At 73.8% G+C, this 19,654-nt stretch carries 20 protein-coding genes; 5 read left to right on the top strand and 15 right to left on the bottom strand.

Features of this window, described 5'->3' with window-relative positions; translation table 11 throughout:
- Positions 1–8: 8 nt before the first annotated feature.
- The 4 genes from UO65_RS21620 to UO65_RS21635 all read right to left on the bottom strand — a co-directional run bounded on the left by UO65_RS21620 (position 9) and on the right by UO65_RS21635 (position 4,000).
- Positions 9–1,724, bottom strand: coding sequence for an urease subunit alpha (locus tag UO65_RS21620; protein ID WP_035285590.1), 1,716 nt, complete (start codon positions 1,722–1,724; stop codon positions 9–11).
- Positions 1,721–2,032: an urease subunit beta gene (locus UO65_RS21625; protein WP_035285677.1), complete on the bottom strand. Its 312-nt coding sequence runs from the start codon at positions 2,030–2,032 to the stop codon at positions 1,721–1,723. The genes UO65_RS21620 and UO65_RS21625 overlap by 4 nt, the downstream gene beginning before the upstream one ends.
- A gap of 11 nt (positions 2,033–2,043) precedes the next feature.
- Positions 2,044–2,346: an urease subunit gamma gene (locus UO65_RS21630; RefSeq protein ID WP_035285592.1), complete on the bottom strand. Its 303-nt coding sequence runs from the start codon at positions 2,344–2,346 to the stop codon at positions 2,044–2,046.
- A 67-nt stretch (positions 2,347–2,413) separates the two neighbouring features.
- On the bottom strand, positions 2,414–4,000 hold the full coding sequence (locus tag UO65_RS21635; RefSeq protein ID WP_052021498.1) for a CocE/NonD family hydrolase: 1,587 nt from the start codon (positions 3,998–4,000) through the stop codon (positions 2,414–2,416).
- Positions 4,001–4,202: 202 nt separating this feature from the next.
- On the opposite strand from UO65_RS21635, the gene UO65_RS21640 reads away from it, so the two are divergent.
- Positions 4,203–5,507 (top strand): condensation domain-containing protein, encoded by a 1,305-nt coding sequence (locus UO65_RS21640; RefSeq protein ID WP_035285594.1) that lies wholly within the window; start codon positions 4,203–4,205, stop codon positions 5,505–5,507.
- Between the two features lie 184 nt (positions 5,508–5,691).
- Here the strand turns inward: UO65_RS21640 and UO65_RS21645 are convergent, their stop codons facing one another.
- The 9 genes from UO65_RS21645 to UO65_RS21685 are packed head-to-tail and all read right to left on the bottom strand — an operon-like array spanning position 5,692 to position 14,195.
- Entirely contained in the window at positions 5,692–7,125 is a 1,434-nt protein-coding gene (locus tag UO65_RS21645) for a condensation domain-containing protein (protein ID WP_152552201.1), read from the bottom strand.
- Complete coding sequence (locus tag UO65_RS21650) at positions 7,122–8,105, bottom strand: alpha-ketoacid dehydrogenase subunit beta (protein WP_035285597.1); 984 nt, start codon at positions 8,103–8,105, stop codon at positions 7,122–7,124. The genes UO65_RS21645 and UO65_RS21650 overlap by 4 nt, the downstream gene beginning before the upstream one ends.
- Before the next feature lie 24 nt (positions 8,106–8,129).
- Positions 8,130–9,143 carry a thiamine pyrophosphate-dependent dehydrogenase E1 component subunit alpha gene (locus tag UO65_RS21655; RefSeq protein WP_233427785.1) on the bottom strand — a complete coding sequence of 338 codons (1,014 nt, stop codon included), beginning with the start codon at positions 9,141–9,143 and terminating at the stop codon, positions 8,130–8,132.
- On the bottom strand, positions 9,140–10,042 hold the full coding sequence (locus tag UO65_RS21660) for an aminoacyl--tRNA ligase-related protein (protein WP_052021502.1): 903 nt from the start codon (positions 10,040–10,042) through the stop codon (positions 9,140–9,142). Before UO65_RS21660 ends, UO65_RS21655 begins: the two co-directional genes overlap by 4 nt.
- Entirely contained in the window at positions 10,039–10,692 is a 654-nt protein-coding gene (locus UO65_RS21665; protein ID WP_052021504.1) for a 4'-phosphopantetheinyl transferase family protein, read from the bottom strand. Before UO65_RS21665 ends, UO65_RS21660 begins: the two co-directional genes overlap by 4 nt.
- Positions 10,689–11,564: a hypothetical protein gene (locus UO65_RS21670; RefSeq protein WP_052021506.1), complete on the bottom strand. Its 876-nt coding sequence runs from the start codon at positions 11,562–11,564 to the stop codon at positions 10,689–10,691. The genes UO65_RS21665 and UO65_RS21670 overlap by 4 nt, the downstream gene beginning before the upstream one ends.
- A complete protein-coding gene (locus UO65_RS21675; protein ID WP_035285600.1) occupies positions 11,564–11,836 on the bottom strand; it encodes a phosphopantetheine-binding protein in 273 nt (90 codons plus the stop codon). Before UO65_RS21675 ends, UO65_RS21670 begins: the two co-directional genes overlap by 1 nt.
- Positions 11,833–12,852 carry a 3-oxoacyl-[acyl-carrier-protein] synthase III C-terminal domain-containing protein gene (locus tag UO65_RS21680; RefSeq protein ID WP_084176054.1) on the bottom strand — a complete coding sequence of 340 codons (1,020 nt, stop codon included), beginning with the start codon at positions 12,850–12,852 and terminating at the stop codon, positions 11,833–11,835. Before UO65_RS21680 ends, UO65_RS21675 begins: the two co-directional genes overlap by 4 nt.
- Positions 12,849–14,195: a condensation domain-containing protein gene (locus UO65_RS21685; RefSeq protein ID WP_035285603.1), complete on the bottom strand. Its 1,347-nt coding sequence runs from the start codon at positions 14,193–14,195 to the stop codon at positions 12,849–12,851. Before UO65_RS21685 ends, UO65_RS21680 begins: the two co-directional genes overlap by 4 nt.
- A gap of 206 nt (positions 14,196–14,401) precedes the next feature.
- Here UO65_RS21685 and UO65_RS21690 point away from each other — a divergent pair, with 206 nt between their 5' ends.
- From UO65_RS21690 to UO65_RS21705, 4 genes are read left to right on the top strand one after another with little or no spacing between them, the layout of a single operon-like run.
- Positions 14,402–14,644, top strand: a complete 243-nt coding sequence (locus UO65_RS21690; protein WP_052021507.1) for a phosphopantetheine-binding protein — start codon at positions 14,402–14,404, stop codon at positions 14,642–14,644.
- Entirely contained in the window at positions 14,641–15,849 is a 1,209-nt protein-coding gene (locus UO65_RS21695; RefSeq protein WP_035285607.1) for a glycosyltransferase, read from the top strand. Before UO65_RS21690 ends, UO65_RS21695 begins: the two co-directional genes overlap by 4 nt.
- Complete coding sequence (locus tag UO65_RS21700; RefSeq protein WP_035285610.1) at positions 15,849–16,805, top strand: daunorubicin resistance protein DrrA family ABC transporter ATP-binding protein; 957 nt, start codon at positions 15,849–15,851, stop codon at positions 16,803–16,805. The genes UO65_RS21695 and UO65_RS21700 overlap by 1 nt, the downstream gene beginning before the upstream one ends.
- Before the next feature lie 37 nt (positions 16,806–16,842).
- Positions 16,843–17,607, top strand: coding sequence for an ABC transporter permease (locus UO65_RS21705; RefSeq protein WP_035285613.1), 765 nt, complete (start codon positions 16,843–16,845; stop codon positions 17,605–17,607).
- A 62-nt stretch (positions 17,608–17,669) separates the two neighbouring features.
- Here the strand turns inward: UO65_RS21705 and UO65_RS21710 are convergent, their stop codons facing one another.
- Together UO65_RS21710 and hppD are read right to left on the bottom strand one after the other, a co-directional pair.
- On the bottom strand, positions 17,670–18,584 hold the full coding sequence (locus tag UO65_RS21710) for a phytanoyl-CoA dioxygenase family protein (protein ID WP_035285615.1): 915 nt from the start codon (positions 18,582–18,584) through the stop codon (positions 17,670–17,672).
- Between the two features lie 15 nt (positions 18,585–18,599).
- Positions 18,600–19,619 carry a 4-hydroxyphenylpyruvate dioxygenase gene (gene hppD / locus UO65_RS21715; RefSeq protein WP_035285617.1) on the bottom strand — a complete coding sequence of 340 codons (1,020 nt, stop codon included), beginning with the start codon at positions 19,617–19,619 and terminating at the stop codon, positions 18,600–18,602.
- Positions 19,620–19,654: the final 35 nt, after the last annotated feature.

Raw genomic sequence — 19,654 nt, forward strand, 5'->3', positions numbered from 1 at the left:
ATCCCGGCTCAGAACAGGAAGTAACGCTGGGCCATGGGCAGTTCCGCCACCGGGTCCGCCACGACGGGGTCGCCGTCGATGGTCACGGCGAAGCTGTCCGGGTCGACCCGGACGTCCGGGGTGGCGTCGTTGCCCAGCATGTGCTGCTTGCCGACCCGCCGGGTGTCGGTGACGGCGACCAGCGGCGTGGACAGGCCCCAGCGGTCGGCCAGGTCATCGTCGGCCTCGGCGGCGACGAAGTACAGGCTGCTCGCGGCGGCGGGCGTCGGGGCCGCGCCGTACATCGGGCGGGCCAGGACCGGCTGCGGGGTGGGGATGGAGGCGTTCGCGTCGCCCATCGCGGCGTAGGCGATGAACCCCGCCTTGAGGACCACCTGGGGGCGGACGCCGAAGAACTTGGGCTCCCACAGCACCAGGTCGGCGAGCTTGCCGACCTCCACCGAGCCGATGTGGGTGTCCATCCCGTGCGCGATGGCCGGGTTGATCGTGTACTTGGCGACGTAGCGGCGGGCGCGGAGGTTGTCGGCCGCGCCGTCGCCCGCGAGCGCGCCGCGGCGGGCCTTGTTGACGTGCGCGGTCTGCCAGGTGCGGATGATGACCTCGCCGACCCGGCCCATGGCCTGGGAGTCGGAGCCGATCATCGAGATGGCGCCCAGGTCGTGCAGCACGTCCTCGGCGGCGATGGTGGAGGGCCGGATGCGGGACTCGGCGAAGGCCAGGTCCTCGGCGATCGAGGGGTTCAGGTGGTGGCAGACCATCAGCATGTCGAGGTGCTCGTCGATGGTGTTGACCGTGTGCGGCCGGGTCGGGTTGGTCGAGGACGGCAGCACGTTCGCCTCGCCGACCACGCGGATGATGTCCGGCGCGTGCCCGCCGCCCGCGCCCTCGGTGTGGTAGGCGTTGATGGACCGGCCGCGGATCGCGGCCAGGGTGGACTCGACGAAACCGGCCTCGTTGAGCGTGTCGGTGTGGATGGCGACCTGCACCCCGGACCGGTCGGCCACGGTCAGGCAGGTGTCGATCGCCGCCGGGGTGGTGCCCCAGTCCTCGTGCAGCTTGAACCCGCCCGCGCCGCCGCGCAGTTGCTCGTGCAGGGCCTCCTCGCTGACGGTGTTGCCCTTGCCCAGGAACAGCACGTTGACCGGCTGGTGGTCCATGGCCTGCAACATCCGGCCCAGGTTCCAGGCGCCGGGGGTGAGGCTGGTGGCCTTGGTGCCGTCGGCCGGGCCGGTGCCGCCGCCGATGAGGGTGGTCAGGCCGGAGGCCAGCGCCTGGTCGGTGATGGTCGGGGTGATGAAGTGGACGTGGCAGTCGATGCCGCCCGCGGTCAGCACCCGGCCGTTGCCCGCCAGCACCTCCGTGGACGGGCCGATGACCAGCGCCGGGTCCACCCCGTCCATGGTGTCGGGGTTGCCCGCCTTGCCGATGCCGACGATCCGGCCGTCGCGCACGCCGACGTCGGCCTTGACCACGCCCCAGTGGTCGAGGATGACCGCGCCGGTGATGACCAGGTCGGGGGCGCCCTCGGCGCGGGTGGCCCGGGCCTGGCCCATCGACTCGCGGATGACCTTGCCGCCGCCGAAGAGCACCTCGTCGCCCGCCGCGGGGCCCCGGCTGCGGTCCTCGGTGACCTCGATGAGCAGGTTCGTGTCGGCGAGCCGGACGCGGTCGCCGGTGGTGGGGCCGTACAGCGCGGCGTAGCGGGCCCGGTCCAGCCCGGTCATCGGTCCAGCTCCCCGGCCCACTCCGGGCGCAGCCCCGGCACGACCCGGTTGCCCGCGATCGGAACCAGGTCCACCTCCCGGTCCACACCCGGTTCGAACCGGACGGACGTGCCCGCCGGGATGTCGAGGCGGTGGCCGTGGGCGGCTTCGCGGTCGAACTCCAGCCCGGGGTTCACCGCGGCGAAGTGGTAGTGCGACCCGACCTGCACCGGCCGGTCGGCGGCGTTGAGGACGGTCACCCGCACCCGGGGCCGCCCGGGGTTCAGCTCGACCGGCTCCGCGCCGGGGATCACCTCACCGGGGATCAACTGGCCCTCCATCACGGGATCGGGTCGTGCACGGTGACCAGCTTGGTGCCGTCCGGGAACGTCGCCTCGACCTGCACCGAGTCGATCATCTCCGGCACCCCGGCCCGCACCTGCTCGCGGGAGAGCACCGACCGCCCGCTGGACATCAGCTCGGCCACCGACCGCCCGTCCCGCGCGCCTTCGAGCACGTGGTCGGTGATCAGCGCGACCGCCTCGGGGTGGTTGAGGATCACCCCGCGTTCCAGCCGCCGCCTGGCGACGTCGGCGGCGACGTGGACGAGCAGTTTGTCCCGCTCGTGCGGCGTCAGGTGCATGGGCCAAGGTCTATCACCGCGGAGCCGCCGCGAACGTCCCGGACACATGTTGTTAACCGGCCCCGGCTCACCTCACAGGGAGGTCCAGGTGGGCGCCGCCGGTGTTGGTCAGGGTGACGCCGCTGCCGGGCTGGTTGGCGTCGACGAAGAGGGTGTCCTTGCCGTCCACCACGACCGACAGGCGGTGGCCGGGGTCCAGGTCGTAGGCGGTGGGCTGGAAGGCGAAGTCGGCCGCGCGGGGCTGGCCGGGGGCGGCGTTCGCCCAGGCGTGCGGGGCGTAGCCGATGATGCGGGCCTTGCCCAGGTGGTCGACGTCGAGGAGGTAGGCGATCAGGGTGCCCTTGGCCGCCGACGGGGTGTGGGGCAGGTGCAGGGCGGCGGCGCCGCGGATGCGGGTCGTGGCCGTCCACGTGGGTTCGGCGGACCAGACCGCCGCGACGGTGCGGTCCAGGGCGCTGACGTCGATCGGGCTGGGTTCCAGGAGGAAGGTCTGGAGGGTGCCGGTGACCATGGCCTGCCCGCCGGAGACCGCGCTGTCGGTGTCGGTGGCGATGGACTTCGACCAGGCGGGGCCGGTCGCGGTCGAGGTGGTCAGGGCGTTCTCGGTGAGCCGGTAGCGCCTGGGGGTGCCGAAGGCGGAGGCGGTGTCGGTGTACCTCTCGGTGCCGCGGGCCACCGGGCGCGGGGTGTACTGGAGGTTCGGTTCGGTCGTGATCGACCTGTCGGTGCCCGCCACGTACGCGTCCAGCCAGCGGTAGACCGGGTCGAGCACGCCGGTGGGCAGGCCCATCAGGGCGGGGATCTCCGGGGTGGCGTGGTCGCCGGGGCGGAACTCGACGCGCTTGGGGCCCCGGTAGGCGTTGTAGAAGTCGAGCATGGGGCCGGGCGGGAAGGCCGTCTCGCCCCAGGCCTGCTCGATGAGGATCGCCGGTTTGTTGGCGTTCAGCTCGGCCAGGTACGTCTTGGGTGAGCGGATCTCCGCCCACGCCACCAGGTCGGCGTAGTCGGCGTCGGACAGGGCCGGGTCGATGACCTGGCGCAGGCGCAGGTCGGTCTCGGCGCTGAGGCGCCCACCCGCCCGGCCGGAGTCGTGGAGCAGCTTCCCGGCCGAGGCGCTGCGCACGTCGTCGCGGGCGAAGGAGGCGGGCAGGTCGTACCAGCCGCTGAGGGCGGTCACGGCCTTGATGCGGCTGTCCTTGGCGGCGGCGAGGATGCCCATGCCCGCGCCGTAGGAAAGGCCGTAGACGCCGATGCGCGTGGCGTCGGAGGCGGTGTTGGCCAGGGACCAGTCGAGAACGGTGCTGGTGTCGCGCACGTCGGTCGGGCTCGCCACGCCGACCTCGCCGCCGGAGTTCTTGAAGCCCCTGGTGACGTAGCTGACGACGGTGTAGCCCTTGTTCGCCAGGGTGAGCGCGGGGAGGGTGTTCTCGGTCCAGTCCATCGACCACGGGCTGATGAACACCACCAGCGGGTGCGGTCCGCTGCCCCACGGGCGCAGCACGAGCGCCTCCAGCGACACCCCGCCATCGACCGGGATCATCTGGATCTTCGCGTCGAAGCCGAGCGCGGACGCCGGACCCCCGGTGGGCACCGCGAAGGCCAGCCCGAGCACCGCCAGCGCCGCCACCGCGACCCGGACCAACCGTCCCCGCACAGGACCTCCCGAAACCGACGCACCATCGAGATAGTGTCATTATCTGGAATGTTCCGGTCCACGGTACCGGCCGGGTCGCCGGAATTCGAGACCGGGAACCGCTCCGGTGTGGAGCCCGCGCCCCGGGTCCGCTGCGGCTGAGTGGAGTCTTGTCGGTGCGCCGGGGACGCGGGAGGGTGACCGGGGGAGGACGGAGGTCGCCGTGGAGACGGTCCGGGTCGCGTTCGAGGGGTTGCCGGGCGGGTCCGCGCCGTCGTCGTGGGGGCAGCGGGAGGTGTGGTGCATCGGCGGCCCCGGGACGGTGATCTCGTTGCGCGGGCTGGTCCCGCTGCCGCCCGGCACGACCGTCGACGACGGCGCCCGGGTGCTGCGGGACCTGGTGCGGCACGAGGCGATGCGCACCCGCTTCACCGTCGGCGCGGGCGGTTCGCTGGCCGAGCAGGCCGTGGCCGCCGAAGGTGAGGTGGAGATGGAGGTCGTGCCCGTCGTGGACGGGGACGGGGAGGCGACCGCGCGCGGCGTCCTCGCCCGGTACGACGAGCGCGGGGTGGACTGCGTCAACGACTGGCCGATCCGCACCGCGATGGTGGTGGACGGCGGTGTGCTCACCCACGCGGTGGCGTTCTACAACCACCTGGCCATCGACCTCGGCGGCCTCGACCTGCTCCTGGCCCAGGTCGCCGGGAAGGACCCCGCGACCGGGCGGACCCCGCGCGAACAGGCGCGGTGGCAGAACTCCCCCGCCGGGACCGCGCAGAGCGACCGGGCGCTGCGGCGCTGGCGCACCCTGCTGCGCGGGGCGCCCGCCCGCCGCTTCCCGCGCGGGCGCGGCGGTCCGGGGGTGGGCTACCGCAAGCTGCTGCACACCTCCCCCGCCGCCGCGCTGGGGGCGGCCGTGCTGGCCGAGAACACCGGGCAGGGCACGGGCAACGTGCTGCTGGCGGCGTACGCGGTGGCGGTGGCCCGGCTGACCGGGGTGGCGACGGCGGTGGTGCGGCTGGTGGTGCACAACCGGTTCCGCCCGGACCTGGCCGGGTCGGTCGGCGCGGTGAGCCAGTTCGGCCTGTGCGCCATCGACACCGGCGCCGACTTCCGCGCGGTGGTCGGCAACGCCTGGCGGGCCTCGCTGCACGCGTACAAGAACGCCTACCACGACCCGGTGCAACGGTTGGCGCTGCTGGATTCGGTGTCCGCCGAACGCGGTGAGCAGGTGCACACCGACGTGCTGTTCAACGACCGCAGGCGCGTCCGGGACACCCCGGCCACCGCCTCCGCCGAGGAGGTCCGGGCGGCCCTCGGGCGGGCGACGGCGCAGTGGGAGCCCTGGCCGTTCCCGGCGCCTCCCGGGGAAACGCTGTACCTGCACGTGGACGACACCGACGCGGGCACGGTGTTCACCGTGTGCGGCGACACCGACCACCTGAGCCCGGAGGAACTGCTGGAACTGCCGGTCATCATGGAGACGGTGATCGCCGAGGCCGCGATCGGGGTGCTCAGGACCTGTTGAGCGGCCGGGTGTTGTGGGGGCGGGCGGGGCACGCCCCCACAACCGGTGTCGACGGGCCGGGCCTGCGCCCGGCGCTCGCCTGACTCACTTGATCTCGATCATGTGCGCACCTCCCGGGGATCTGGCCCGCGTGCTCGGCGGGGACGGTGGGTTCGGCCCGCGCGGCGGGGTCACTTGATCTCGATCATGCGGACACCTCCTCGGGTGCCTGGCCGGGGTGCTCGGCGGGGGTGGCGGGAACGCCCGTGCGGGCTCCCGGGTCGGTGTGGGCCTGCACGGCGGCGGCCTCGATCGCGCGCACCACGGCCTCGGTGTCGGCGGCGGTGAAGTACCGGGTGTCCACCGACAGCGCGAAGTCGACGACCACCTCCCCGGTGACCGGGTCGACCGGGTCGTCGAGGTGCAGGTACAGCTTCTGCCTCGGCATCCCCGGCTCGTCCTCCCAGTGGACCTCCGACCGCGCCAGGGCGGCGGCGATCTGCTCCGGGGTGGGGTCGGGGGCGTCCTCGGCGACGCGGTCGGCGGCGCGGCGGTCGTTGTAGAAGCAGGAGTAGTCGAACGGGGTGCCCAGCTCGCCGTTGACCCGGGCCAGGACCTCGTCCTGGTGGTTGGGGTCGTAGTAGGCGTGCTTGTAGGCGTTCATCGTGCTGCGCGCCGCCCTGGCGACCGCCTCGGCCACGGTGGTGTCGCCGACGTCGATCAGGTACGGGCTGATCTGGACCAGGGTGCTCACCGACCGGGCGAAGCCGGGGCGGAAGCGGTTGCCGACCATGAGCATCGCCAGCACCGGGTTGGACCCGGTGACCCGGGCCAGGCCGACCGCGAAGCAGGCCAGCAGCACCGCCGACGTGCTCACCCCGGAGCGGCGGGCCACCGCGTCCACGGCGAGCCGGGTGGCGGGCGAGCGGTAGCGGACCATCCGGTACGGGCGCGGGTCGGTGTGCCGGGGTGGGCCGAACCGGCTCACCGGGGCGGTGCGCAGCACCCGCTCGAAGTGGCGCAGCGCGGCAGCGGACTGGCGCAGCGCGGCGGGTCGCTGTTGTTGCGCGGCCTGCTCCAGCGGCGGCATGGCGTCGAGGTCGGGGCCTTCCCCGGTGGCGGGGTCGCGGGCGGCCATGTCGGCGATGAGCGCGGCGAGGCCACCGGCGTCCATGGACAGGTGCAGGTAGACCGCGACCATGTGGGTCAGCTCGGTGCCGACGCGGACCACGCCCATCCGCACCGGCCACTCGTGTTCGTAGTCGAACGGGACGGCGGCGTAGCGCTCCTCCAGGGCGGCGGCGACCTCGGCCGGGTCGGCGCTGCCCGCGTCGACGACCTCCAGTGGCACCTCGCCCTCCGCCGAGCAGACCTGGAGCGGGTCGGCGCCCGCGCGCAGGGCCAGCCGGGTGCGCAGCGCCGGGTGCCTGCGCATGACGTAGGCCAGCAGGTCGGTGAGGTCGGCCACGGTGAGCCCGAGGCCCGCGATCGAGGTGGACCCGCCCATGGTCCGCGACTCGCCGGACCCGGCGATGGCCTGCCAGATGCCGATCTGCCCCCAGGTCAGCGGTCCGGTGCCCGCGCCGTCGCCGCGGAACGGCACCGGCACCCGCTCCACCACCGGGAGTGTCGTCCTCACGCGCCCCACCCCGATTCCTTGAGCACCGAGCGGACGGCGTCGGCGATCTGCTCGCGGGTCGGCTGCAACACCGCGTCCAGTTCGGGGGCGGCGCCCACGACCGCGCCGTCGGGTCTGCTCACCCGCTTCGGCGGCACCCGCAGCGGCAGCTCCTCCGCGGCGGTGGCCAGGACCTCCGCGCCCAGGCCGGAGAAGCGGTTGGTGTCGTCGGCGACGACCAGGCGCCCGGTGCGCCCGACCGACTCGGCCAGCAGGTCCCAGTCGAACGGGTACACCGTGCGCGGGTCGAACACCTCCACCGAGATGTCCCCGGCGAGGTCGTCGGCGACCGCGATCGCCTCGTGCACCAGGTGCCCGGTGGCCACCAGGGTGACGTCGGTGCCCGCGCGGTGGATGCGGCCCTTCCCCAGCGGGACCGGGACCAGGTCGGCGTGGTCGACGTCCTCGCGGACACCCAGGCAGGCCAGCGGGCCGATCACCACCACCGGGTCGTCGTCGCGGATCGCGGTGGTGAGCAGGCCGTAGGCGTCGGTGGGGGTGGCCGGGAGGACCGTCTTGACGCCCATGTGCGCGAACAGGCTGTAGGGCTGGTCGGAGTGCTGGGCGCCCCAGCCGGGCCGGTGCCCGCCCGCGGGCATCAGGTAGGTGACCGGGACGCTGCGCTGCCCGCCGCTCATGAGCAGGAACTTGTTGGCCTGGTTGGTGATCTGCTCGAACACCAGCAGCAGCAGGAACGGGATCTGGAACTCCACCACCGGGCGCCGACCGGCCAGCGCGGCGCCGGTGGCGAAGTTGGTGAAGCCCTGCTCCGACAGCGGCATCTCCAGCACCCGGTCGGCGCCGAAGCGGTCCAGGAAGCCGGAGGTGGTGTTGGTGAGGGCGAAGTTCATGTCCTCGCCCAGCACGAACACCGACTCGTCGCGGTCCATCTCGTCGCGGAGCGCGCGGTGCAGGGCCTTGAGGTACGACAGCTTGGGCACGGCGTCACTCCTCCCCGGCGGGGCTCATCGGGCGGACCCGGGGCGCGGGCGGAGTCCGTCGGCGTGCAGGTGGTCGGTGGCGGTGGCCGGGTCGGGGTACGGGCTCGCCACGGCGAACCGGACCACCTCGTCGAGCCGCGCCTCCACCTCGGCGTCGACGCGGGCGCGCTCGTCCTCGGCGACCCGGGCAGCCTGGATCAGCAGCGGGTCCCTGCCCAGCCACGAGTCCACTTCAGATTGTTCGCGGTACCTGAGCCGGGTTTTCAGCTCGAACGTGTGGTGCCCGTGGTAGCGGTAGGTACGCATCTCCAGCAGCGAGGGACCACCGCCGGACCTGGCGCGGACCACCGCCTCGCGCACGGCGGCGTACACGGTTTCCGCGTCCTGACCATCCACGGAGGACGAGGGGATGCCGAACGCCTCGCCGCGGCCGACGACCGTGCCCGCGATGGCGGCCCCGGCGGGCAGGGTGGTGGCGTAGCCGTTGTTCTCGCACACGTAGACGACCGGCAGCCGCCACAGGGCGGCGAGGTTGAAGCCCTCCAGCAGCGCGCCCTGGCTGACCGCGCCGTCGCCGAAGAAGCTCAGCACCACGCGCGGGGAACCCGCCGTGGCCGCCGCCCAGCCGATGCCCGCGGCGATGGCGGCGCCGTGGCCGACGGTGCCGGTGGCGTTGAAGACGTTCGCGGAGAAGTCCGAGGGGTGGAACGACCCGCCCCGGCCGCGGTCGATCCCGGTGGCGCGGCCCGCCAGCTCGGCCATGAGCCGGGCCGGGTCGCAGCCCTTGGCCAGCAGGTGTCCGTGGCCGCGGTGGCTGGAGAGCACGACGTCGTCGGCGTCGAGGGTGGCGACGGCACCGGCGGCGACGGCTTCCTGCCCGATGCAGGGGTGGATGCCACTGCGGATCTCCCCCGCCTTGACCAACTCGACCGCGCGTTCCTCGAAGCGGCGGATGAACCGGATCGTCCGGTAGAGCGCCGCGCTGTCCGGCACCGCGCTGTCGGCCTCGGTGGCGGGCACCTCGTCGAGGACGCTCACGTGGTCGCCTCCAGCACGGCCGCCGCATCGTCGCCGTGCGCGTGGATCAACGCCATGGCCAGCCGTTCCAGGCCGAAGGCCAGGCACGCCGTGTGCGCGGGGGCAGCGTCGGCGGTCAGGTCGAAGGCGACGCCGAAGTGGTCCTTGTGGTGGTTCGCCGACGCCACCGCCTGCACCACGCCGTCGGCCACCGGGACCTTCAGCTCGAACTTGAGTTCCTGGAGGCGTTGCGCGGCCTGGAAGACCTTCTTGCCCGGCCCGAAGAACGGGTCGTCGGCGGCCTCGACCACCGGCGCCAGCCCCAGGTCGGTGAACCACCGGCCGACCCGGTCGAGCCAGTCCGCCCGCCAACGCAGGCAGTGCTCCTCGGCCCCGGCGGTGACCAGCTCCAGCATCCGGAACGAGCGCAGCCGCCCGGCCTCGCCGGTGGCCTCGTCGCGGAAGCAGGTGGCCTGCACGGTGACCCTGGCCGGGGTGTCGACGGCGGTCCCCGCGAGCGCGGCGTAGACCGGGTAGCAGGCGGCGGGCAGCAGCACCAGGTCCCGGATCTCCTGCTGGGCGTGCCAGTCGCCGCCCGTACCGACCAGCGGGCGGAGCCGGGCCCAGCCCGACGCGGTGCCCCGGTAGCCGTGCACGGTGCCGAGCAGTTGCGGGAACGCCTCGACGTAGCCCGCGCGCTCGATGGTGGCCCGGGAGATCACCGGCGGGACGACCAGCCGCTGGAACGGCTCGGTCGCGGCCAGCCGGGCCACCCCGGCGCGCAGCGCGTCGACCACCCGCTCGAACGCCTCCGGGTAGAGGAAGACCCCGGGGACGGCGGTGGGGATCGGCAGACCGCTCTCCGGAACCCGGGGCGGCACGGGGGCGGTGGGGTTCGCGCTGGGGATGGTGCTGGTCATGGGGTCTCCCGTTCGTGCCATCGGTGTGCGCGCACCCGGTACGGCGCCGCGCCCCCGACGGCGACGGCGGCGGCGAAGCCCGCGGGTGCGGTGAGGTCGCGGACCCGGTACCGGCCCCCGTCCGCCTCCCCGACCACGTCCCGGTCGAGCACCGGACGGCGCAGGCCGGGGAACAGCCGCCCACCCGAGGCCTTGACGCAGGCCTCCTTGCGGGTGAGCAGGCGAGTGAGCAGGGCGGGGCGTTCGGCCGCGGCGGCGGCGCGCACCCGGTGCGCCTCCTCGGCGGCGAAGAACCTCTCGGCGGTGCGGACCGCGTCGGTGTGCAGCAGGCGTTGCAGGTCCACGCCGAGCGGCCGGTCGCGGGTGAGCGCCACCATGGCGACCCCGGCGGAGCGGGACAGGCTCACGCTGACCCCCGGCACCTCCGGTTTGCCGTGCGCGCCGATCCGCCAGCGCACCTCGGCCGGGGCCAGGCCCAGGCGCCTGCCGACGACGGCCCGCGCGGCGCCGTGCGCGGCGACGAACTCCCGGCGGTGCGGCCGGTCCAGCGCCGCGGCCCGGCGCCGCTCCTCGGGGTCGAGCACGCCCTCCAGCCGGTCCAGGACGGCGTCGGGGAGGTCGGGGACGAGCCAGACGTGCACGCTGGTCATCCGGCCACCGCCCGCGCGTCGGCCAGTGGGCGGGCCGGGGCGGGCACGTCGAGCGCGGACAGGCTGAGCACGCCCACTTCCGGTGTGTACTCGGCCAGCAGCACCAGGCCCTCCGGGCGCCCGGTGGCCAGTTCGTACCAGACCCCGGTGCAGGGCTGCCCCTCGGCGGCGACCACGTGCGCGATGCCCGGGGGCAGCAGCCCGGCGAGCCGGGCGCAGGCGATGAGGGTGGTGTCGGCGCGGTCGCCGCGCAGCGCCGCGACCTCGGCGGCCAGCACCGCCGCGACGTGCGCGGGTTCGACCGCCGTGCGCTGGCGGACGGTCAGCGGGGCGCCGTCGGTGTCGAAGCGCAGCCCGACGGCGGTGTGCCGGTCCGGCAGCGGCGCGGGGGCGGCCAGCTCGTAGTGCAGCGCGGACTGCTCCACCACCAGCAGCACCGCCCGGGAGCAGGCACCGCCGGCGAAGTAGGACTCGATCAGCCGCACGGCGGTGAAGGGCGCGGCCGATCCCTGGTCGCACACGGCGAACGCGGCCGGGCGGCCGGGGCAGCGGTCGCTGAGGTGGGTCGCGGTGGAGCGGCCCAGCCGCAGGTCGTGCAGGGCGTAGGCGAGGACGAGCAGGTCCACCGGTTCCCGGTCGTCGACGAGGTCGGGCAGCAGCGCCTCGGCCATCTCGCCGAAGGAGTGCCCGGCGCCGTCGACGAGCAAGTCCTCGCGCAGGCCGGTGCCGAACGGGCGGACCAGGTCGGCGAGGAACGGGCGCAGCGCCGGGTCCCACGCCGTCGGCGAGGTGCCGGTGAACACCCTGCCCACCGCGCCGGACAGCCGGGGCGCGGCGGCGGCCATCGCGGGGGGCGGGCCGACGGTCAGCATCACTCGTCCGCGACGGTGTGCGTGGCGACGTACTCGGCCAGGGTGGCGACGGTCTCCAGGTCGGCCTGGTCGATCTCCTCCACGTCGATCTGGAGTTCCAGGGTGTCCTCCAGCTCCAGCAGCAGTTCCAGCGTGCCCGCCGAGCTGAGGCCCAGCTCGCTGAACAGCCGGGTGTCCGGGGTGAGGTCGGGGACCTCGCGCTTGAGCACCCTGGGCAGCAGCAGGCCGATGCTCTCCACGACCTGCCCGCGCAGGTCCGCAACCTGTGTCATCGGTTCCCTCTCGCTCTCACGCCGTCCTGGTCTGTGTTGTCCTGGTCTGTGCTGTTGTGGGTCGGTCCGGTCGGGTCGTGTTGCAGCACCATGGCCGAGAACGTGGCGCCCAGGCCCGCGGCGCCGACCAGGTACCGGTCCCCCGGTGCCAGCCGCCCGCCGTCGACGGCGGTGCGGTGGTTGAGGAACGGGTCGGCGGCGAAGCTGTGGCCGACGACGGCGACGTTGTCGAGCACCACCCGCCGCACCGGGAACCCGATCCGCTTGCACACCCGCCGCCAGGAGACGGCGTTGACGTTGTGCGGCAGCAGCAGCGCGATGTCGTCCAAGGTCAGCCCGGCCTTGTCCACGGCGGCCAGCAGCACCTCCGCCAGCAGTCGCGGATACTCGTTCTGGAACCGCACGGCCAGGTCGCGGTCGAGCCGGAGCCTGCCGTCGAACTCGCCGTGCGCGCTGGTGGCGTAGGCGAGCAACCGGTCACCGCGCCCCGGTCCGTCCCCTGTGGACACCAGGGCGGCGGCGGCGCCCTCGCCGAAGATCGCGGTCTCCGGCACGAGCTGCGCGTCCGGGGTGTAGGTCTTCTCCCCCGCCAGCACCAGGGCCAGCGCGTCCGGGTCGCCGTCGGCGGCGAGCATCCGGCCCACCGCGTCCACGGCCAGCAGGCCGGTGGCGCAAGCCTGGTGGGTCAGGGTGAACGACAGGGCGTGCTCGAGCCCGAGCGCGCGGCACAGCTCGCGCAGCGGGTTGTGCGGGTAGGGCACCGCGACCGGCATCCCCCTGGCGTGGACCACGTACCGGACCCGGTGCTCGTTGCCCGCCAGGCCGTCGAGGCGCGCGGCGGCGGCGAGCAGCAGGTCCAGCAGTGAGCCGCCCGGGGCGAGGCGGACCTCGGCCAGGCCGTGGAAGCGGCGGAACAGCCGGACCTGCCGGTCGTGCAGGCCCAGCCGCTCGGCCAGGTCCTCGATCGGGAACCGGGTCGACGGCAGGTGCGCGGCGACCTCCAGCAGCGCCGTCACGCGCCGACCCCGCCGGGATCGGCGGCGGCCACGAGCACCGACTCCACCTCGGTCAGCACCCCGAGCAGGGCGGCGGGTGCGGCCCGGTGGGTGTCGCCGGTCAGGCCGAAGCGCAGCGCGCCGGGTTCCTCGTCGATGTTGAGGTAGAGCAGCGGACTGGGCGCGTCCGTCCACTCTGTCCACTCGTGGATCGACAGCGCGCGGGCGGCCTCGATCTCGGCGGGGGTGGCGACCTCGGTGAACCGCTCCTGCCTGCCGGGCGGGCGGCGGTCGTTGAAGTAGCAGTCCAGCTCCACCGGCACGCCCAGGTCCTCCTTGACCGCCGCGACCATGGCGGCGCGCTGCTCGGGGTCGTAGTAGGCGTACTTGTAGGTCACCACGGCCGCCTGCCGGGCGCGGGCGACCGCCTCCGGGAAGGTGGCGCCCGCGAGGTCGATCAGCAGCGGGCAGGTCTGGGCCATGGTGCACACCGAGTCGCGCACGGCGTCGCGGAAGCGGTTGCCGACGGCCAGTTGCAGTGCCACCGGGTTGTTGCCGATCGTGGTGGCCAGCGCGGTGGCGAAGGCGGCGAGCAGCACCGGGGAGGTGTCGGTGGCCAGCCGGGCGGCGACCGCGCGGCCCGCGAGCAGGGCGGCGGGCGAGGTGAACTCGACGGTGCCCCAGCGCGGGGAGCGCGGGTCCTCGGAGGTGCCCTCGACGCGCAGCGGGGACACGGTGCGCAGCACCCGCTCCCAGTAGTCCAGGGCGGAGGCGCTGTTGCGGCGCACGTGCGGGCGCTGCTGCTGGCGGGCCAGCTCAAGCGGCTGCACGGCGGTCAGCGGAACCGTGGCCTCACCGGTCTCGGGGTCCATGGTGGCCAGGTCGGCGATCAGCGCCTCCATGCCGTGCGCGTCGAGCGCGAGGTGGTTGTAGACGGCCACCGAGTGGGTGGGGGCGCCGTCGACGACGACCACGCCCATCCGCACCGGCCACTCCTTCGCGGAGTCGAAACCCGTTGTCTCGTAGCGCTTGCGCAGTTCGGCGGCCACCGCCGCCGGGTCGCGGCCCCCGGCGTCGACGACCTCCAGGCCGATCGTGCCGCGGGCGTGGACCTCCTGGCGCGGGCCGCCGTCGGGGGCGTCGAACCGCAGCAGCGTGCGCAGCGACTGGTGCCTGCCCATGACGTAGCGCAGGACCCGGGTGGTGTGCTCGACGGTGGTCCCCGGCGGCAGCTCCACGATGCCGCCCATGGTCTCGGACTCCCCGGTGAGCGCGATCGCCCGCCACACCGTGCGCTGCCCCCAGGTCAGCTCCCCCACCCCGGCGCCCGGTCCGTGGAAATCGACGAGGATGGTGTCGGCCATGTGATTTCTCCCCCGCCGGACAATGCGTTCTCCGGGGCATTCTCAGCAGCGGACTCCGACCGTGTCAATACACCGATCGCCAGCCGGGAAGTGCCGAATGGCGGCGCCGGTGAACTTTCCCGTGACGGCCGCGCGAGTCCTGGGGTACGTTCCGCGCAAGCGAGGGAAAGGGTTTGGCGGTGTGCATTTCCCACGAGATCGCCGGAATGGTCCGACAGGTCGCGCAGTCCTGCGGCGGGCAGGTGCCGGAGATTGGGCCGAACGCCACTCTGGAGGGCGACCTGCGGTTCGACAGCGTCGACCTGGCCGCGCTCCAGGCGGCCCTGGCGCGCCGATTCGGGCCGGGGGTGGACCTGCCCGCGCACGTCAACTCACTGCCGCTGGAGGCGATCATCGGGCTGACCGTGGCCGACGTCGTCGACCACGTGCGCGCGGCGGTCGCCGGATGAGCCGGTTCCTGCTGGTCGTGCCGCCGCTGGCCGGGCACGTCAACCCGGCCCAGGGCATCGCCGACGCACTGCTCGCCGCCGGGCACGAGGTGGCCTGGTGCGGGTCGGAGGCGGTGCTGCGCCCGCTGCTGGGCGCCGGGGCGGTGGTCTTCCCGACCGGGTCGCGGCTGCTGCGCCCGCAGTCCGACCACGGGTTGGCGGCGGTGAAGTCGGTCTGGGAGCGGTTCATCGTCCCGTTCGCCACCTTCACCCTGCCCGCCGTCGAGCGGGCCGCCCGCGAGTTCCGCCCGGACGTGCTGGTGGTCGACCAGCACTGCCCGGCGGGCGCGCTGGTGGCCCACCGGCTGGGCCTGACCTGGGCCACCGTGGTCGCCTCCACCATGGACCTGGGGCACCCGCTCTCAGCGATGCCGCAGGTCACCGCGTGGATCGAGGAGCGGCTGCGCGGCCTGTGGGCGAAGGCGGGCCTGCCCGCGCACGCCTACACCGACCCGCGCTTCTCCCCGCACCTGGTGCTGTCCTGCGCGGCGGGCCCGCTCGCCGGACCGGGCCCGTTCCCGGACCACTTCGCCCTGGTCGGCCCCACCGTGGGCACCCGCCCGGACCAACCGGACTTCCCCTGGGAGTGGCTGGACGGGCGGGCCGGGGTGCTGGTGTCGATGGGCACCCTGGCCGACGACATCACCGCGCGCTTCCTGCGCGAGGCGGTCGCGGCGCTGGCCCCGCTGGGCGAGCGGGTGCGGGCGGTGGTGGTCGCCCCGCCGGAGGCGCTGCCGCCGCTGCCCGCGCACGTGCTGGCCCGGCGCCGGGTGCCGATGCTGGACCTGCTGCCGCGCATGTCGGCGGTGCTCACCCACGGCGGGCTCAACACCGTCAGCGAGGCCCTGGCCGTGGGGGTGCCGCTGGTGGTGGCCCCGATCCGGCACGACCAGCCGATCAACGCCGCGCGGGTCGTCGGCGCCGGGGCGGGGGTGCGGGTCAACTTCGCCCGCTCGACCGCGCCGGTGCTGCGCGCGGCGCTGACCGGGGTGCTCGACGACCCGGCGCCGCGGGCGGGCGCGGCGGCGGTCCGCGACACCCTCGCCGCGGCGGGCGGGGCACCGGCCGCCGCCCGGCACCTGGCCGCACTCGCGGGCGCGGCGGCACCCGAACCGCCACCCGAACCCACAGAGCAGGCCGCGGCCTGCCGGAGCAGGAGCGCGTGATGATCGAGGTCAGCGGGTTGCGCAAGTCGTTCAGCGTCGGCAAGCGGGGCAAGACCCGCGAGGTCGATGCGGTGCGCGGGGTGGACCTGTCGGTGGGCGAGGGCGAGGTCTTCGGCTTCCTCGGCCCCAACGGCGCGGGGAAGACCACGACCCTGCGGATGCTGTGCACCCTGCTCGAACCCGACGGCGGCACGGTCACCATCGCGGGCGCCGACCTGCGCAGGGAGCCGGGCTTGGTGCGCAGGCGGGTCGGCTACGTCGCCCAGGGCGGCACGACCACCGACGAGGTCACCGGCCGCGAGGAACTGGTGCTGCAGGCCAGGATGTACGGCATCGGCAAGGCCGAGGCGGTCGAGCGCACCGAGCAGGCGCTGGTGGCCTTCGAGCTGGCCGACTTCGCCGACCGGCTCTGCCGCACCTACTCCGGCGGGCAGCGGCGCCGGGTGGACATCGCCATGGGCATCATCCACCGCCCCCGGGTGCTCTTCCTCGACGAACCCACCACCGGCCTGGACCCGCAGTCCCGGGCGCACCTGTGGGACGAGGTGCGCAGGCTGCGCGACGAGGGCATGACCGTCTTCCTCACCACCCACTACCTGGACGAGGCCGACGCCCTGTGCGACCGGATCGCGATCATCGACCACGGCGAGGTCGTGGCGGGCGGCACCCCGGCGCAGCTCAAGCACGAGGTGGCCGGTGACGTGGTCACCGTCGGGGTCAACGGCTCCGGCCCACGCGCCAGGGAGCTGTTCGGCGACCGCCCCTACGTGCGCAAGCTCGACCTGGACGAGCGCGGCGGGCTGCGCCTCTACGTCGACGACGCGACCACGGCCATGCCGCAGATCATGCGCGCCCTCGACGCCGACGACATCGCCTTCGACACCCTGGAGCTGCACCGGCCCAGCCTCGACGACGTGTTCCTGATCAAGACCGGCCGCTCCCTGCGCGACAAGTAGCAGCGGGCACGACGACGAGGAAGCGAGACCCCCGGACATGAAGTTCCTCCGCGACACCTGGCTCGTCTACCAGCGGCAGATGCTGCTCGTGCTGCGCACCCCGGCGCGGCTGGTGATCGGGTTCGTGCAGCCCATCACCTACCTGGTGCTGTTCGCCCCGCTGCTGAAGACGGCGCTGGCCCCCACCGGCGCCACCACCTACGCCGAGGCGTACCGGGTCTACGTGCCCGGCCTGCTGGTGGTGCTGGTGCTGCTCAGCGGCTTCTTCGCCGGGTTCGGCCTGCTCGCCGAGCTGCGCTCGGGGGTGATCGAGCGGTCCAGGGTGACCCCGGTGAGCAGGCCCGCGCTGATCCTGGGCCGGGCGTTCTCCGAGGTCACGACCCTGATGGGGCAGGCGGTGGTGATCACCGTGATCGCGCTGCCGTTCGGGCTCAGCGTCAACGTCGGCTGGCTGCTGCTGGCGTACCTGATGCTGGCGCTGATGGCCCTGATGGCGTGCGCGCTGTCCTACGCGATGGCCATGCTGATCCCCAGCCCGGCCGCGCTGGGCCCGATCATCAACGCGGTGTCGCAGCCGCTGTCGCTGCTGTCGGGGGTGCTGCTGCCGCTGACGCTGGCCCCGGCGTGGCTGGTGGGCATCGCCGAGTGGAACCCGATCTACTGGACGACCAACGGCACCCGGGCGCTGTTCACCGGCTCCCCCGGCGACCCGGTGGTGTGGCAGGGAATGCTGATCGTGATCGCGCTGGCCGCCCTTTCGGTGTTCTGGGCGACCCGGATGTTCGCCAGGCAGATCCGATAGCGGAATTGTCGCGCGGAAACAGCCCGGCCGACTTCCGGCCGGGCTTTTCCGCTTTTCCCGGGTCAGGCCCGCCAGAGGACGGGGCAGAATTCCGGGTCGGTGTAGTCGGGATTCCCGGCGGCGTCGCGGCGGACGAGGACGTCGTGGTTGTAGACGACCGGTGAACCGTCGGGCCGGTGGTATTGCCGCCACCGGTTGTCGCCGTCCTGCAGGTGCAGCGACACCGCCCGGCGCGGGGAGGCCGCCAGGTTCGGGCCGCTGCCGTGGTAGGTGCGGCAGTGGTGGAAGCTCACGTGCCCGGCGGGGATGAGCACGGGCACCCGGGACACCTCGGCGCCGTTGTGCGCGGCGTTGGCCGCCAGCAGCGCCTCCAGTTCGGCCTTGTCGCGGGCCGCGAAGTGCCGGGTGGAGTCGTCGCCGGGGACCTCCGCCCACCGGTGGCTGCCGTCGACCATGGTGATGGTGCCGTTGACGACCGCGCAGTCGTGGAACGGGATGAACGCGGTCAGCATCCGCTCGGAGGTGCAGGTCTGCCAGTAGTGCCGGTCCAGGTGCCAGGGCACCAGGTTCGACGGCTCGTGCGGGCGCGGCGGCTTGAGGATCAGCGTGCTCTGCCAGATGCGGATCTCCTGGGCCCCGGCCAGCCGGGCGGCGACCGCGCCGATCAGCGGTTTGCGCAGGATCGAGCCCAGTTCGTCGTGCAGGTGGTGGACGTAGTCGTTGTGCCGCTGCACGTCCGGGCCGTCCTCCGGGGTCCAGTAGGCAAGGTTCGGCGGGCGCACGGGGAGTTCGCGGTCGGCGCCGTGGGCGTAGAACCGTTCACTGGCGTCGATGAGGGCGGCGACCTCGTCGTCGGTGAACAGCTTGCGGCTGAGGTACCAGCCGCGCCGCGCGTACTCGGCCACCTCGGCGTCGGTGGGCAGCAGCGCCGCCTCGACGTCGGACAGGCCGTGGGTGTCGGTGAGGTCTGCGGTCATGGGGGTCCTCCCCGGTCAGCGGGTCGCGGTCGGTGTCGGGGCGGCGGCCCGCTCGCGTTCGACGGCCTCGTAGAGGGCTTTGATGTTGGCGCTGCCGAAGGTCAGCGCACCCAGCCGCTCGATCAGCTCGAAGAAGAGGGTGCGGCGCGGGTGCGTGCTCTGGGCGAAGATCTGGAACAGCTCACCCTCGGTGTCCTGGTCGACCAAGATGTTCAGCTCGCGCAGCACGTCCACCGGCACCGCGACCCGCCCGACCCGGCGCTCCAGCTCGTCGTAGTAGGCGCCGGGGGTGGACAGGAAGCGGACCCCGCGCCCGGCCAGGGTGCGCACGGCGGTGGCGATGTCGGCGGTGCCGAACGCCAGGTGCTGCACGCCCGCCCCCTCGTGCGCGGCCAGGAACGCGTCGATCTGGCCGGGCCGGGCGGTGGTGTCGGGCTCCAACAGGGTCAGCGTCACCTGGCCGTTGGGGCTCTGCACCACGATGGAGTTCATCGCCTGCGACCCCACCTGGATGTGCTCGGTGAACACCTGCCCGAACCCGAGGACCCGCTCGTAGTGGGCCACCGTGGACAGCAGCTCACCGGCGGGCACGCACACCGCGACGTGGTCGATGGTCTCCAGCAGCTCCAGCGGGCTGTCCGCGCCCCCGTCGACCGGTTCCACCCGCCCCAGCAGCGCGTCGGCGCGGACGAAGGTGTGCGCCACGTCGCCGAAGCCGCCCATCCGCCCGCCGGGCCCGACGACCGCGCCCAGCCGCACCGCCTCGGCGGTGGCCGCGTCGGGGTCGTCCACAGCGAGGGCGATGGTGGCCAGGCCGTCGCCGTGGCGGGCCACGTAGGCCGCCGCCGGGTGCCCGGCGTCGGTGGCCTCGGTGAGCAGGACGCGGATGGCGCCCTGGGTCACCAGCACCGACCGGCTGCCCGGCCCGGTCAGCCCGCCGCGCACCCGGAAGCCGTAGTCGGCGCAGAAGGTGGCCGCCGCGTCGTCGGCGTCGCCGACGTGGAACTCGACGTGGTCGATGGTGTGAACGTGCATGGCTGTTCCTCTTGCTCTGCGCTGCTGCGGTCGGT

The sequence above is a fragment of the Actinokineospora spheciospongiae genome, from assembly GCF_000564855.1.
Lineage (GTDB): Bacteria > Actinomycetota > Actinomycetes > Mycobacteriales > Pseudonocardiaceae > Actinokineospora > Actinokineospora spheciospongiae.

Excerpts from the sequence above, each read along its gene's own strand:
- UO65_RS21700 (WP_035285610.1), top strand. The coding sequence starts at position 15,849 with ATGATCGAGGTCAGCGGGTTGCGCAAGTCGTTCAGCGTCGGCAAGCGG.
- UO65_RS21660 (WP_052021502.1), bottom strand. The coding sequence starts at position 10,042 with ATGACCAGCACCATCCCCAGCGCGAACCCCACCGCCCCCGTGCCGCCC.
- UO65_RS21685 (WP_035285603.1), bottom strand. The coding sequence starts at position 14,195 with ATGGCCGACACCATCCTCGTCGATTTCCACGGACCGGGCGCCGGGGTG.
- UO65_RS21690 (WP_052021507.1), top strand. The coding sequence starts at position 14,402 with ATGGTCCGACAGGTCGCGCAGTCCTGCGGCGGGCAGGTGCCGGAGATT.
- UO65_RS21695 (WP_035285607.1), top strand. The coding sequence starts at position 14,641 with ATGAGCCGGTTCCTGCTGGTCGTGCCGCCGCTGGCCGGGCACGTCAAC.
- UO65_RS21670 (WP_052021506.1), bottom strand. The coding sequence starts at position 11,564 with ATGCTGACCGTCGGCCCGCCCCCCGCGATGGCCGCCGCCGCGCCCCGG.
- UO65_RS21705 (WP_035285613.1), top strand. The coding sequence starts at position 16,843 with ATGAAGTTCCTCCGCGACACCTGGCTCGTCTACCAGCGGCAGATGCTG.
- UO65_RS21630 (WP_035285592.1), bottom strand. The coding sequence starts at position 2,346 with ATGCACCTGACGCCGCACGAGCGGGACAAACTGCTCGTCCACGTCGCC.
- hppD (WP_035285617.1), bottom strand. The coding sequence starts at position 19,619 with ATGCACGTTCACACCATCGACCACGTCGAGTTCCACGTCGGCGACGCC.
- UO65_RS21620 (WP_035285590.1), bottom strand. The coding sequence starts at position 1,724 with ATGACCGGGCTGGACCGGGCCCGCTACGCCGCGCTGTACGGCCCCACC.
- UO65_RS21710 (WP_035285615.1), bottom strand. The coding sequence starts at position 18,584 with ATGACCGCAGACCTCACCGACACCCACGGCCTGTCCGACGTCGAGGCG.
- UO65_RS21675 (WP_035285600.1), bottom strand. The coding sequence starts at position 11,836 with ATGACACAGGTTGCGGACCTGCGCGGGCAGGTCGTGGAGAGCATCGGC.
- UO65_RS21665 (WP_052021504.1), bottom strand. The coding sequence starts at position 10,692 with ATGACCAGCGTGCACGTCTGGCTCGTCCCCGACCTCCCCGACGCCGTC.